At 38.9% G+C, this 14,686-nt stretch carries 14 protein-coding genes; 11 read left to right on the top strand and 3 right to left on the bottom strand.

The window, feature by feature from the left end; all coding sequences use genetic code 11:
* Positions 1-13 precede the first annotated feature (13 nt).
* From AB3217_RS10005 to ispE, 9 genes are all read left to right on the top strand, one after another.
* A complete protein-coding gene (locus AB3217_RS10005; RefSeq protein ID WP_367366069.1) occupies positions 14-1,642 on the top strand; it encodes a malolactic enzyme in 1,629 nt (542 codons plus the stop codon).
* Between the two features lie 41 nt (positions 1,643-1,683).
* Positions 1,684-2,649 carry an AEC family transporter gene (locus tag AB3217_RS10000; RefSeq protein WP_367366068.1) on the top strand — a complete coding sequence of 322 codons (966 nt, stop codon included), beginning with the start codon at positions 1,684-1,686 and terminating at the stop codon, positions 2,647-2,649.
* Between the two features lie 1,295 nt (positions 2,650-3,944).
* Positions 3,945-4,793: a DUF72 domain-containing protein gene (locus AB3217_RS09995; protein WP_068806499.1), complete on the top strand. Its 849-nt coding sequence runs from the start codon at positions 3,945-3,947 to the stop codon at positions 4,791-4,793.
* 149 nt (positions 4,794-4,942) lie between these two features.
* Positions 4,943-6,973 carry a methionine--tRNA ligase gene (gene metG, locus AB3217_RS09990; protein ID WP_367366067.1) on the top strand — a complete coding sequence of 677 codons (2,031 nt, stop codon included), beginning with the start codon at positions 4,943-4,945 and terminating at the stop codon, positions 6,971-6,973.
* A 99-nt stretch (positions 6,974-7,072) separates the two neighbouring features.
* Positions 7,073-7,858, top strand: coding sequence for a TatD family hydrolase (locus AB3217_RS09985; RefSeq protein WP_068806504.1), 786 nt, complete (start codon positions 7,073-7,075; stop codon positions 7,856-7,858).
* Complete coding sequence (rnmV, locus tag AB3217_RS09980) at positions 7,845-8,396, top strand: ribonuclease M5 (protein ID WP_057784970.1); 552 nt, start codon at positions 7,845-7,847, stop codon at positions 8,394-8,396. The genes AB3217_RS09985 and rnmV overlap by 14 nt, the downstream gene beginning before the upstream one ends.
* A 10-nt stretch (positions 8,397-8,406) precedes the next feature.
* Positions 8,407-9,279, top strand: a complete 873-nt coding sequence (gene rsmA / locus AB3217_RS09975) for a 16S rRNA (adenine(1518)-N(6)/adenine(1519)-N(6))-dimethyltransferase RsmA (protein ID WP_068806507.1) — start codon at positions 8,407-8,409, stop codon at positions 9,277-9,279.
* A 372-nt stretch (positions 9,280-9,651) separates the two neighbouring features.
* Positions 9,652-9,888, top strand: coding sequence for a Veg family protein (locus tag AB3217_RS09970; protein WP_057784972.1), 237 nt, complete (start codon positions 9,652-9,654; stop codon positions 9,886-9,888).
* A gap of 168 nt (positions 9,889-10,056) precedes the next feature.
* A complete protein-coding gene (gene ispE / locus AB3217_RS09965; protein WP_057784973.1) occupies positions 10,057-10,911 on the top strand; it encodes a 4-(cytidine 5'-diphospho)-2-C-methyl-D-erythritol kinase in 855 nt (284 codons plus the stop codon).
* A 68-nt stretch (positions 10,912-10,979) separates the two neighbouring features.
* On the opposite strand, the gene AB3217_RS09960 is transcribed toward ispE, so the two are convergent.
* The 3 genes from AB3217_RS09960 to AB3217_RS09950 form a co-directional block, all read right to left on the bottom strand.
* Positions 10,980-11,174 (bottom strand): hypothetical protein, encoded by a 195-nt coding sequence (locus tag AB3217_RS09960; protein ID WP_057784974.1) that lies wholly within the window; start codon positions 11,172-11,174, stop codon positions 10,980-10,982.
* 127 nt (positions 11,175-11,301) lie between these two features.
* Positions 11,302-11,550, bottom strand: coding sequence for a hypothetical protein (locus tag AB3217_RS09955; protein ID WP_260267777.1), 249 nt, complete (start codon positions 11,548-11,550; stop codon positions 11,302-11,304).
* A 25-nt stretch (positions 11,551-11,575) separates the two neighbouring features.
* Positions 11,576-12,238: a hemolysin III family protein gene (locus tag AB3217_RS09950; RefSeq protein ID WP_057784976.1), complete on the bottom strand. Its 663-nt coding sequence runs from the start codon at positions 12,236-12,238 to the stop codon at positions 11,576-11,578.
* A 138-nt stretch (positions 12,239-12,376) separates the two neighbouring features.
* Here AB3217_RS09950 and AB3217_RS09945 point away from each other — a divergent pair, with 138 nt between their 5' ends.
* Both AB3217_RS09945 and AB3217_RS09940 read left to right on the top strand, forming a co-directional pair.
* The gene (locus AB3217_RS09945; protein ID WP_057784977.1) at positions 12,377-12,889 is read left to right on the top strand and encodes a TetR/AcrR family transcriptional regulator; all 513 of its coding nucleotides are present in this window, start codon (positions 12,377-12,379) and stop codon (positions 12,887-12,889) included.
* Positions 12,890-13,545: 656 nt separating this feature from the next.
* Positions 13,546-14,202 carry a CPBP family intramembrane glutamic endopeptidase gene (locus AB3217_RS09940; RefSeq protein ID WP_068806510.1) on the top strand — a complete coding sequence of 219 codons (657 nt, stop codon included), beginning with the start codon at positions 13,546-13,548 and terminating at the stop codon, positions 14,200-14,202.
* Positions 14,203-14,686: the final 484 nt, after the last annotated feature.

The following is a 14,686-nucleotide window of genomic DNA, read 5'->3' as shown; positions in this document are numbered from 1 at the left end:
GGAGGTTATGAATATGACAAAAAGTCCTGTAGAAATTTTAAATAATCCTTTTGAAAATAAAGGTACCGCGTTTACTGAAAAAGAGCGTCAATCACTTGGTTTGGTTGGTTTATTACCACCTTATGTCCAAACCTTGGATGATCAAGCTAAACAAACTTATGCCCAATTACAAACAAAAACTAGTGATTTAGAAAAACGGATTTTCTTAATGGAAATCTTCAACGAGAATCGTGTTTTGTTTTACAAATTGTTTAGTAAACACGTTGTCGAGTTCATGCCAATTGTGTATGATCCAACGATCGCCGACACCATCGAAAATTACAGTGATTTATTTATTCAATCACAAAATGCCGTTTTCTTGTCAATCGATGATCCTGACAGCATGAAAGCTTCATTGAAGAATGCCGCTGATGGTCGCGACATTCGTTTGATCGTGGTAACCGATGCTGAAGGAATCTTAGGCATTGGCGACTGGGGCACAAACGGGGTTGATATCTCGGTTGGTAAACTCATGGTTTATACTGCTGCTGCCGGCATCGATCCTAGCCAAGTAATGCCTGTTGTGCTTGATGTAGGTACTAACAATCAAGATTTGTTAAAGAATCCTATGTACCTTGGTAATCGTCACGAACGTATTACTGGCGATCGTTATTACAAATTTGTTGATCAGTTTGTGAATACTGCTGAAGACTTATTCCCTAAGCTGTACTTGCATTTTGAAGATTTTGGCCGTGATAATGCTGCTAATATCTTGAACAAGTACAAGGACCAGATCACCACATTTAATGATGATATTCAGGGAACTGGAATCATTGTGTTAGCTGGGATTCTTGGTGCTTTGAATATTTCAAAACAAAAGATGACTGATCAAGTTTACTTGTCATACGGAGCAGGAACTGCCGGTGCCGGTATTACGAAGCGAATTTACGACGAGTTCTTGCAACAAGGTTTATCCGCAGAAGAAGCTAAGAAACACTTCTACATGGTAGACAAACAAGGCTTATTGTTTGATGATGACCAAACTTTGACACCAGAACAAAAACCATTTGCACGTTCACGTTCAGAATTTGCCAATGCTGATGAACTAACGACGCTTGAAGCTGCTGTTAAAGCCATTCACCCAACCATTTTGGTGGGAACATCAACTCAACCAGGAACCTTTACGGAAGCTGTTGTGAAAGAGATGGCTGCTCATACTGAGCGTCCAATTATCTTCCCATTATCAAATCCAACGAAGCTTGCAGAAGCAAAGGCTGAAGATTTGATCAAATGGAGTGATGGTAAGGCTTTGGTTGCAACTGGAATTCCAGCTGCAGATGTTGATTACAATGGTGTCACTTACCAAATTGGTCAGGCTAATAATGCGTTAGTTTATCCTGGATTAGGTTTAGGTGTCATTGCTTCAACTGCAAAGGTATTAAATGATGAAATGATCTCACAAGCTGCTCATTCATTGGGTGGTATTGTGGATGGTAACAAACCAGGAGCAGCTGTTTTACCTCCTGTTTCAAAACTTGATCAATTCTCATTTACAGTCGCAAAGGCCGTTGCCCAAAGTGCTGTAGATCAAAAATTGAATCAAGAACCTATTTCAGATGTTGATCAGGCTATTAACGATGTGAAGTGGGAACCTAAGTATTAAAATATTAAAAATAAAAGGATTTAAGTAGAGGAAGGATTATCATGGCTTTTATAACTTCTGTTGAAAGTATTGTGACAATTTTACTAATGATGGTCCTAGGTTATTTACTCCGCCGAATTGGCTGGTTTGATGATAACTTTAGTGGCAGCATCTCAAAATTGATTATGAATGTGGCTTTACCAGCTTCAATCTTTGTATCTGTAATGAAGTACCTAACTTTGAATAAATTAATTAGTCTTTCGAGTGGCTTAATTTATTCATTTGGTGGGGTCATTATTGGCTACATCATCGCTTGGTTGGCCGTAAAGGTTTTGCGTGTGCGTCCAGGACGGCGTGGAATTTTTATGAATACCGTTGTGAATGCAAATACCATTTTTATTGGGCTACCTTTAAACATTGCGTTGTTTGGATCAGTTAGTTTGCCATATTTCTTGGTTTATTATGTTACTAATACCGTTTCGACTTGGGCATTTGGTGTGTTCTTGATTTCAAACGATGATCCAACGAAGAAGAAGGGTGAAAAAGGTTCTGGTAACTTTAACTGGAAGAAACTCTTGCCACCACCATTGTTAGGCTTTTTGGTTGCGTTAGTTTGGTTGATTTTGAGTTTGCCGGTGCCAGAATGGGCAAATAATACATTAACTTATGTTGGTAATTTGGTTACACCATTGTCCTTGATTTATATCGGGATTGTGTTGGCGGATGCCGGTTTGAAGAGTATTAATTTTGATAAAGATACGATTTTTGCGTTGTTGGGTCGATTTGTGTTGTCACCAATTGTGATCACGATGTTGATTATGTGGGGAGCAAGTATGGGGCATGCAATTCCAACGATGGAAATGCAGACGTTGATTGTGCAGGCGGCGGCACCAGGTTTGGCGGTAATGCCAATATTGGCGAACGAGTCGCATGGTGATGTGAAGTTTGCGACAAACTTGGTAACGACAAGTACAATTTTGTTTATAGTGGTTGTGCCGATTGTGATGAGTTTGATTCAGTTTGTATAAAAAAGAGTGTTAAAGAGAGCGGTAGTTTATGAGCATTAGCATAGATAGTCGAATGATTCGGGTTAGGAATCGTTTGACTATCGTAGCTACTACTCCACACGCAGGGATGGTTATTAGCCCAAAAACGCTAATAACCAATTATGTTCCGGACGTTGACCATTCTTGTGGCCGAGGTTCAGACCGCAAGAACTGGCATGCGGAGGAAACTGCTCTCTTTAACACGTTTCGGTTATAAAAAATTAAAACGCATAGAAAGGGCAATGATTCGGGTTAGGAATCGTTTGACTATCGTAGCTACTACTCCACACGCAGGAATGGTTATTAGCCAAAAACGCTAATAACCAATTATGTTCCGGACGTTGACCATTCTTGTGGCCGAGGTTCGGACCGCAAGAACTGGCACTACTCCACACGCAGGAATGGTCATTAGCCAAAAACACTAATAACCAATTATGTTCCGTACGTTGACCATTCTTGTGGCCGAGGTTCAGACCGCAAGAACTGGCACTACTCCACACGCAGGAATGGTCATTAGCCACAAACACTAATAACCAATTATGTTCCGTACGTTGACCATTCTTGTGGCCGAGGTTCGGACCGCAAGAACTGGCACTACTCCACACGCAGGAATGGTCATTAGCCACAAACACTAATAACCAATTATGTTCCGTACGTTGACCATTCTTGTGGCCGAGGTTCGGACCGCAAGAACTGGCACTACTCCACACGCAGGAATGGTCATTAGCCACAAACACTAATAACCAATTATGTTCCGTACGTTGACCATTCTTGTGGCCGAGGTTCAGACCGCAAGAACTGGCAAGCGGAGGAAGCTGCTCTCTTCAACACGTTTCGCTATAAAAAAATATATTAGTAGTCTATTCTAATTTTTGCTAGCTTTAAAAGTACACGTAATAAATGAATGTGCGAGAAGGGCGTCAACAAAATGACATACCAAAGACCTTAACTATTTCCAGTAGTTAAGGCCTTTTTTACACCTATAATTGCGTATTAAATTTAGTATGGCAAAATTAATACAAGTGGGTGGAAAAATCACTTTCAGTCATGTGTATTCAACCAGTAGACACATAAAAAATTTAAAATTACTACCAGAAGTGAACCAAGAAAAGTTTCAAACAAAAATTCTCGCCTTCAACCAGTTACTTTGAATTAAGAGGCAACTATTTTAGTATCCGGAATCCAAATAAAACGCGACAAGAATATTTAACTACTGATTGCGTATAGAAGCTGTGATAGACTAGGCTTAAAATATCGATAAACTGAGGCAAAGAGAATTGATTACGATTGGATTAACAACATGGACAGACCATCCTGCTCTCATCGATCATGAGGATCGAAAAGTTGAATTAACAGAATATGCCGGCTACTTTCCAGTAGTTGAGGTGGATACTTCTTTTTACGGCGTGCCAAAAGTATCGACCGTTGAAAATTGGCAAAAATCTGTTCCAGAGGGGTTTCAATTTATTTTAAAGGCTAACAAACTAATGACTTTACATGATGGCGCGGATGTTGATGACTATTTGTCAGATGAGCACCGATTAGTTTTTACCGAATTTCGGCAAATGATTCGTCCTTTAGTTAAGAGTGATCAACTAAAAACGATCCTATTTCAATTTCCACCATATTTCAACTGTCAATTAGACAATATTCGTTATTTGCGTGATGTACGGGTTTTGATGGGTGACTTGCCAATTGCTGTAGAATTTCGTAATTCTAGCTGGTATGATCCGGCGGTTCGTGATGAAACCATGCTTTATTTGAAGAAACTAGGCATGAGTCATGTTTCGGTTGATGAACCCAGCTCAGTCCCTAATGGCGTGCCTTTGGTAGATACGGTGACAAATCAGAATTTGGCCGTTTTACGATTACATGGTCAAAATGCAAAAGGCTGGGTTGAAAAAGGGCCTAACTGGCGCGGAAAGCGGACACTCTACAAGTATTCTGAGGAAGAACTACAAAGTTTTGCGAAACTTGTCAAAAAATTAGAAACGCAAGCTGAAGAGGTATGCATCATTTTTAACAATAACAGCGGTAAAGATGCAGCTGGAAATGCTTTAAGATTAAAGGAAATATTAGGAATTAATTTTGACGGATTGGGGCCATTGCAACTAGGTCTTTTTTAATGAAGTAAATAAAATTCAATTGTCCGCCATCAAACGTGTGAAACACGCTTTGCGCGGCGATTCTTTGTGATATACTTAAAGTTAAAACATTCTACTTTAAATTATTAATTTAAAATATAAAATTATTAGAACTAGGAAGGAAATCTTCAATGGCAGACAAACCCACATATTATATAACGACACCAATTTATTATCCGTCAGGAAAGCTTCATATCGGGAATTCGTACACAACGATTGCTTGTGATGCTGAGGCCCGTTTTCAACGATTAGAAGGCAAAGATGTTTTCTTCTTAACAGGAACTGACGAACATGGTTTAAAAATCGAACAAAAAGCTGAAGCCTTAAACACAACCCCTAAAGCATACGTAGATGGGATGGCTGAAGGTATAAAAAAGCTGTGGAAACTTTTGGATATTTCCAACACTAAATTTATTCGGACAACTGATGACTATCATGAAAAGGCTGTTCAAGAAATTTTCCAAAAATTGGAAGATAGTGGCGATATTTATTTAGGTGAATATGAAGGCTGGTATTCAGTTTCTGATGAAGAGTACTTCACTGAAACGCAATTGGCTGAAGTTTATCGAGATGAAAATGGTAAAGTAATCGGTGGAAAAGCGCCATCTGGTCATGAAGTTCAAAAAGTTAAAGAAGAATCTTATTTCTTCAAAATGAGTAAGTATGCAGACTGGTTATTGCAATACTACAAAGATCATCCTGACTTTATTCAACCTGCAACGCGGATGAACGAAATGATTAATAACTTTATCAAACCCGGTTTGGAAGATTTGGCTGTTTCACGAACAACTTTCAACTGGGGTGTAAAAGTTAAAAACAACCCTAAACATGTGGTTTATGTTTGGATTGATGCGTTATCAAACTATATTACCGCACTGGGTTATGGCAGCGATGATCAAAGTAACTTTGATAAGTATTGGCCTGCTGACGTGCATATGGTCGGTAAAGAGATTGTGCGTTTCCACACAATTTATTGGCCAATCATGTTGCATGCCCTTGGTTTACAATTACCAAAACACGTTGTCGGCCATGGCTGGTTATTGATGAAAGACGGTAAAATGTCCAAATCTAAGGGGAACGTTATTTATCCAGAAACTTTGGTTGAACGTTACGGCCTAGATGCACTTCGTTACTATTTATTGAAAGCTATGCCTTATGGAAATGATGGGGTGTTCACACCGGAAGACTTTGTCGACAAAATTAATTATGATTTAGCTAACGATCTCGGTAACCTATTAAACCGGACAGTGGCAATGATTAATAAGTATGAAGATGGTGTCGTTCCAACCTTTAAATCTGGTGTGACTCAATTTGATAAAGGCTTAGAAACCACAGCGGCAACTGTCATTACTAATTACCGCGAATTAATGAATTCTCTTCATTTCTCAGATGCACTTTCCGAAATTTGGAAACTGGTTAGCCGCTCCAACAAATATATTGATGAAACACAACCATGGGTACTGGCTAAAAGTGATGACGCTGCTGATCAAGCTAAATTGGCAAGTGTCATGAACCACTTGGCAGAAAGTTTACGTTTGTTGGCGCATTTATTGCAGCCAATTTTGACACAGGCACCAACGAAAATTTTGGATCAACTAGGTTTAACTGCGCAAACAGTTGATTTAGCTGACTTGAAATTTGGAACAATTCCTGCGGGTACCAAAGTTGTCGCAAAAGGAACCCCAATTTTTCCTCGTTTGGACGCTAAAGAAGAGGTCGAATTCATCAAGGCACAAATGACCAAAACTGATAAAAAGAAGGGCCGTGCTGCCATGGAAGAAGCTAAAAAAGCAGCACAAACCGACGATGCAGCAGAACTTAATATCACTAAAAAGCCAATCCGTATTGAAGCTTTTGATAAAGTAGAACTTAAGGTCGCTGAGATTAAATCTGTGGATAACGTTGAAGGTGCCGATAAACTTTTGAAGTTTAAACTCGACGCTGGTGATAAAGGTGACCGCCAGATTCTTTCTGGGATTGCTGAATATTATCCAGATCCAAGCGTTCTAGTTGGTAAAAAAGTTTTGATTGTGGCTAATCTCAAGCCTCGTAAGATGCGTGGTGAAATTAGTCAAGGAATGTTGCTATCAGCTGAACATGATGGTCATATTCAAGTTGTTGAGGTACCAAATAGTTTGGTTAATGGTTCTGGAGTTGAATAAGTTGATTTTGTAAAACATGATGATAATGTAAAGACCAATCTAAGACCAAGTGAACAGTTTGCGGTGTCTTGGGTTGGTTTTTGATAATTGGAGGTAAACATGCAACTATTTGATTCACATACGCATTTGAATGATCCGGCTTTTTTGGGACATGAGAAAGCTTATATTGAACATGCTCATAAGTTAGGTATCCAAAAAATGGCAATGGTGGGCTCAAATGCTGAATTTAATGCATCCGCAATTAAACTTGCGCACCAATATGAAGATATCTATGCCGTAGTTGGATGGCATCCAGAAGATTCTAAGTATTTTCATGAAGACCAAGCAGAAATTTTACGAGCACAATTACAGGACTCGAAAGTGGTTGCTTTGGGTGAAATTGGCCTGGATTATTATGAAACAAAATCGCCGCGAAAAATTCAACGGCGGGTATTTGAAGAACAATTGGAGCTGGCAAGTAAGGTTCATATCCCGGTTGCAATTCATAATCGGGATGCTTTTGAAGATACGTATGCGATTTTAAAAAATGCGCATGTAGAAAACTTTGGTGGTGTGATGCACAGCTTCAATGGTGGACCAGAGTGGCTTGATAAATTTTTGGCACTTGGGATGCATATCTCATACAGTGGTGTTGCAAGTTTTAATTCTGCCCATGATGTGCATAAATCTGTGCAAGAAACACCGGCAGATCGGATTATGGCGGAAACAGATGCCCCGTATCTGGCCCCCATTCCTTTTAGAGGAAAACAAAATGAGCCTGCCTACACACTTTATGTGGTTGAAGCGTTGGCCCGTTTGCGGGATGAAGATCCTGATGTCACAGGCAAAGCAACGTATGAAAATGCCAAACAATTTTATAGGATAGACGATGATGAAAAAAATTAAAGAAGTTATTGTAGTTGAAGGAAAAGATGATACTGTTCGGATAAAAAAAGCGGTAAACGCGGATACCCTAGAGACACGAGGATCTGCAATTTCTGAAGAAACGATTGAACAAATTCGGCGTTTACAAGCAGAACGCGGTGTTATTGTGTTTACGGATCCCGACTTTTCCGGTGAAAAAATCCGCAAGACCATTTCGGCTGAGGTTCCGGATGTAAAGCATGCGTTTTTGGCGAGAAGGGATGCAGTGCCCAGTAAAAAGGGGAGTTTAGGCGTGGAACATGCGACCCCTGAAGTTATTCGAGAAGCCCTAGGTAAAGTGTATACAGAGGCTGCTGATGCACCATTGCAGATTACCAGGGATGATTTACTGGACGCTGACTTAATTGCAGGGACCCACGCCAAACAGCGGCGTATGGAGTTGTGTGAAATTCTGAATATTGGTTATGTGAATGGAAAACAGTTAGTAAAGAGACTTCAACTGTTTCAGGTGAGTCGTGAGGCTTTTCAAGCGGCAGTGGATGAATTAGATCAAAAATAAGGAGTAAGAAATGACACAAGAAATTGATATTGCAGATCCAGTTCGGACACGGGCAATCTTGGAACGTTACGGCTTAAACGCTAAAAAGAGTTTAGGTCAAAACTTTTTGACTAGACCACAAATTTTGAAGGATATCGTGGCAGCTGCCGATATTTCTGAGGAAGATGATGTGATCGAAGTGGGACCCGGAATTGGAGCGTTAACGGAGCAGTTGGCGCGTCATGCTCACCACGTGTTGGCGTTTGAGATTGATGAAAACTTGTTGGATGTATTGGACGAAACACTGGATCCTTACAAAAATGTCACAATTATTAATGCAGATATTTTGAAGGTTAATTTGCCAAAAGTGGTTGCAGAAAATTTGGATGGCAAACATACTTTAAAAGTGGTGGCTAATTTGCCATATTATATTACAACGCCAATTTTAAAGGGATTGTTGCAAAGCCCACTGCCATTGGACCAGATTGTGGTTATGATGCAAAAAGAGGTGGCGGATCGCCTTAATGCGGTGCCAGGAACAAAGCCGTATGGTTCATTGAGTGTAGCAGTGCAGTTGGATATGAATGTGGATATTGAGTTTGATGTGCCAAAGGAAGCGTTTATGCCGCGACCAAAGGTGGATTCGGCAATTGTGAAGTTGACGCATCGTGAGCCAAGAGAGGTACAGCCATATTCGAAAGATGCGTTTTATAAGACGGTGCATGGATGTTTTGCGCATCGAAGAAAAACGTTGTGGAATAACTTGATGGGAATTTATGGTAAGGAAGAGGATACAAAGGCTAGGTTAACGGCGGTCTTAGAAAAATTGGATATTAAGCCGGGGGTAAGACCAGAGCGGTTGACGGTTGATGATTTTGTAAGGTTGACGAATGAACTAGATTAGTGGGCGAGACAAAATGGTAAGAGGCAATATCTAAGTGCGCCGTAAGCGGGGGAAGCCCCGCAGTAGGCGTACTTAGATATTGCCTCTTGTTTTGTCGAGCCGTCCTCAAAAAATAGGGAAAAGGAGCAGCATGTGACGGAGGCGGGATCGCAATCCCGCAGGAGTCATACTTAGGTTCTGCCCTTTGACTTGCTGAGCCGTCCTCAGAAAAATTAGTGAACGGAATATATATTAGCATGCCCACGTAGTTGAGGCAAAAGCTATGTAATCCTAATTTTATAAAAAACCGGTTGCAGGCTATCAAACGTTGTGGTATAATTTGCACTTTTTGTGAAACTATGTTACAATGTTTCACATGGGAAGGTGAAGCCAATGCCAAACACACTAGCCACAATTAAGTCGAAGCTAGACAATAAGGTTGGAGAAGAAATGATGGTAGTTGCCCAAGCAGGTCGTAAGAAGATTACGAAACGCCATGGAATTCTTCATAAGACATATCCAGCTGTTTTCGTTGTTGATTTAGATCAAGACGAAAATTCTTTTGAGCGGGTATCATATAGCTATACCGATATTCTAACGAAGAACATCGAAATTGCATTCGGAGAATAAAAATAATCGGGCCGCAAAGGTCTTTTTATTTTGCCTAAATTTATCATTTTTGCACATAAAATGATGTTTAGGATAAGAGTTATGAAGCTTTTTCTCCAGAGCTGGTACTTTACCCAGTTTTTAAGTATAATTGTGATAAAATACTGGATTAGTAAACTAGGTGATTGCATGGAGACAACGGAAAAAGCCCCGGCCAAGCTGAACTTGTTCTTAGACACACCCTATAATCACTCGGATGGGCTTCAAGAATGGAATATGGTGATGACATCGGTAGATCTTGCCGATTATGTAAAGATTGAAACCAAGCCTGGTAAACGCGCCATTAGTGTCCATACAGACACGGGATTTTTGCCCAATGATAGCCGTAATTTAGCGTATCAAGCTGCAAAACTATTACAACAAGAGTTTCATGTTCAGGCTGGTGCAAAGATTCGAATCAAAAAAAATATCCCGGTTGCTGCTGGGATGGGTGGTGGTTCTTCGGATGCTGCTGCCGTGTTGCGTGGATTGAATAATTTGTGGAACCTAGGTATCCCAAAGGCTCAATTGGCTGAATTAGGCCTTCAAATTGATTCAGACGTGCCTTATTGTGTGTTTAGTCAAACAGCCCATGTTTATGGTAAGGGTGAAAAAGTGGCGTTGCTACGGCAATTACCGGCAATGTATTTTGTCATTGCAAAGCCTAAACTGAGCGTTTCAACGCCTAAGATTTTACGAAAGATTGATCATAAAAGCTTAGGTCATTTAAAAATTGACGGAATGTTGGAAGCAATTAAACAAAATGATTTTTCGGCAATCTGCAAAAATGCAGGAAACGTGCTTGAACCAGTAACAGGGCAGATGCACCCACAGATTTTACAATTAAAAGACCGCATGCTAAGGTATGGTGCCGATGTTGCGCAAATGAGTGGTACAGGACCAACTGTTTTTGGCATTTGTCGTAAGGAAAGTCGCGCCCAGCACCTTGTAAATAGTTTAAAGGGCTTTTGTCCGGAAGTGTATCTTGTTAGGCCATTAAACTAAAAAGAGAGTCACCAAAAATGGGGGCCCTCCTTTTTTAACGCGTTTAAGTAATCAATTACTTAAAGTCGTTATAACAATGCAGCAATACCCAGGCCAATGAAAATTAATCCGAAGAATACACTGTACCAAATTGCAAATGGCATGAATAGAGAAGTATGACCATTCATGCTCACACGCAATGTTTGCCAACTTTTGTAAACATTGTAAAATTGAAACAAACCAATTAAGATACCTACTACACCAATTAAAAGATCTGCATTCATCACAATCGCGTTCGTTCAAAATTACAATCCAAACATAAACAACCTACTTTGGGTTAACTGTATTATTGGCACCAGTGTAGCATCACTTACTAATCTTTGCAATCGCTTTCTTTTATGAAGTTATAAGCTAATAGTAACGACTGAAAATCAAGAATAAAATAGCAGTTCCGATGGCAATGAGAAGAAGCATCAGACCCAAATTTGTCCAGCTGAAATGGCGAGAAAGATACATCGAACCACCGGCTAAGCTCAAACTGACGACAACTAAAATTATGATCAATGAGACCGGAAACCCAAATTTATAGAGAAAATAGGCCATTACTGCGTAGCCTAAAAGATACTGAAAGAGCATAAATTGATTGTTTGGTCGTTTCATATCTGCCTCCGTGTTTGTTGTTACTCTAAATATACAGCAAAATGGAGAAATACATTAATGAAGCGCCCACTAAAACCAGAATATGCCACCAAACGTGTACATATTTTACATGGGGGATGTTGTAAATCAGGCCACCCAATGAAAAAGCGACACCGCCTGCAACAAGCAAACTAATGCCAATTAAACCTAAACTGGCATAGAGTTGTTTGGCGCCAACTAGACAAAGCCAGCCCATTAACACGTAAATAAGGGTTTCAATTTTTTTGAACTTACCAACCGCAAAGAATTGAAAGACAATTCCGGCGATTGCCAGAAACCAAATGACGATGCATAAACTGATTCCTAGACGGCCGCGAATGGCAAGGAGACAATAAGGTGTGTAGGTTCCTGCAATTAAAAAATTAATGCTGTCATGATCTAATATTTGGAAGACGTGACTAGCTTTCGTAAAATATAAGCTATGAAACATAGTAGAAGAGAAGAATAAAACTAAAAGACTAAGACCATAGATAGTATAGGCGACTATATCTAGTGGTTTTCCAAGTCCAATAGCCTTAATAAGCAATAAAATGGTTCCGGCAATACTCAAGAAAAATCCAATTCCATGGGTAATGGCGCTCCAAATTTCATTAAGCAGCTGTGAGTGACGGATGTCGATGATTTTTTTTGATTTAAAAGTTGGTTTCATTAGGTCGTCCTCCGTTCAACTAGATATTATATACTAATCATCTGGTTTTGGAAACTAGATGATCTATAAAACGTGTGAATTACGTAAATTTTCTGAAAATGGTATGATGTTAGAAAGAGTAAAGTAAAGAGGGAAATCATGGCAAAGCGTTCAAGTACCAAACAAAAGATTGTGCTGGCCTTATTTGAATTAATGAAGACCCACTCAGTTGATGAAGTGACAGTTAGCGATATTTGTAAACAAGCATCTGTTTCGCGCATGTCCTATTATCGGAGTTTTAAATCAAAACAACAGATCTTGGAATATCAATTCGATGAAGTGTTCCAAGAGTTTTTTAGTTACCTTCAAGTTATGAATACGCATGATATGACAGCTTTTTTAGATGCCTTTTTTACAGTGATTCGGCGACATCGTGGCACTGTTAATATTTTAATCAAAGCTGACTTAGTGGGGATTATTTTAGATAAACTTCAATTTTATATTACTGATCTAGTGGACAAAGACGTTTTGAAAATTCGTGACCGAGCTTCCAAAATGTGGATAGCGTTTGTAGCAGGCGGGTTAACCCAGATGATTGTTGAGTGGGATAAAGATGACATGGTTGAATCTAATGCTGAAATGGTTATGATTGGTCGGAAATTTTTGAGATAAAAATAAGTTTTTTGGAATCTTTGAAATGTTCGAGAAAGTTCAAAATCGGGCGTAAGTGTATAAGCAGAACTCTTTGTGATAATCAGGTGACCTAAACATGTTATTTGATTATCATAAGGAGTTTTTATTATGGACTGTTTTTGATACCTGCTATTCCTAAATAAAGTACTCGGCAGTTTTCTTTTGAGAGGGTGCACATCAATAGGCAGTTCAATAACCTTTTAGAAAAGAAGCCTTAAGGACGTCTTTTATTAGCATCAAAAATGGGTGATCCGCTATTTCTTGATGGCAGATTTCTGTGTGTTCTTGTTACTTATTTTTTAAGTGAATTTAAGTGATTAAAGGCATAAAGGATTACAACACCGACGTTAATCTAATAATATCGTACGATAACCTTAGCGTGTACAATCTGCATAGTAAAATTGGTATAATTTAGTGGAAATGAAAAGCATGGTAATTAGGGTGTCAAACACAAAAAATCAGGTGTGCTTGATTTAAAAGAGATAAACGACAGAGTTCGATTTTTTTCGTGCTTCGTCTTGTGTAACTTTAGTAAGAAAAATTGTGCAACTGATGTCTAAAGCGGCAAGTCTAATAATAGAAATTTAGCAAAAAATCTCGGAAATTATTATGTTTTTAACGAAAGGATAAATATTTTGTATTTTTTTAAATTAGCTTCAAAATTTTTTTACTTTCTTTGTTTTCTAGTGCTTTTCATTATTATTCAGATACCCACACTGGCAGAAAGCTTTTGGCCTAATGAGAGTGTGCATGATTTTAGCTTTATAGGGCATCTTATTTTGCTGTTAGTCAGTTCAGCTATCTCTTTTGGGTTAGTGTTTTACTTATATCAAAAAGTTAATGGATCCGCAATTTTGAAGAAGCCAGCAACATTTAAAAATGTTGGACTAGCAATACTTCTAGCCGGACTCTCACAAGTTGGACAATCCTTTTTTTCCATATGGTCAGATGATTCAGCTGCAAATTCTGATTTAACTTGGGTCTTACGTAGTAGCCTGAGCCCAATATTGCTCGTGACGTTGATATTAGTTTCACCGATTCTTGAAGAGATTTTATTTCAAGGCATACTGCAGGGCGGCATTTTAAAAGGCCTATCCCCAATTATCCAGATAACACTTACGGCAGTGGTTTTTGCATTTATGCATGGCTATTCGTTTTCATTTGGTACTCTCGAATTGGTTTGTTCCGGAATAGCTTATGCGAGCGTTTATTATGTCACTAAGGATTTAAAAATGGCGATTTTGTGTCACTCGTTTTCAAATATTATCGTTACGATTTTAGTGTTTATTTAACTAGTATGAAGTTTTAATAGGTAAAGAAAAATATTGCAAATTTTATAAGCAAGTTGCCACCTTATAAAAATAACTACAAAATTGTCGGATAATGTTCTGCAGACAATTCTTCTCGTCAGATTGCCACTGAAATTGGTGTTAACAAACAAACTGTTAATAATGAGCTCAACCGTGGTAGTATTCAACAGATAAAAGAACCGTACTTTAACGTTTATGCACTTGATAAAGTCCAGGTTCGGCATCAATGAATCGACAACGTTGTCATCAACTTCAAAAATTCAAATTCATTACTAACTTTTTGACTTATTTTGATGATTTTTTTGTGTCAAGATGATGGATCAGACGGGTTTGCTCACAAACAATATTTGGTTAAACGCACTGAGATGGTTCATACAAAAACTTTCAATAACTATATTGATGCACAGTTGTGGAGATTTGTAATCTTGATTTGGCGGAGAAGGAAACATCACTGGCCAAATACGCA

The organism is Pediococcus parvulus, assembly GCF_964063155.1.
GTDB lineage: Bacteria > Bacillota > Bacilli > Lactobacillales > Lactobacillaceae > Pediococcus > Pediococcus parvulus.
Note: the sequence above shows the minus strand (reverse complement) of the source record. Positions and strands in the feature narration are given on the sequence as shown.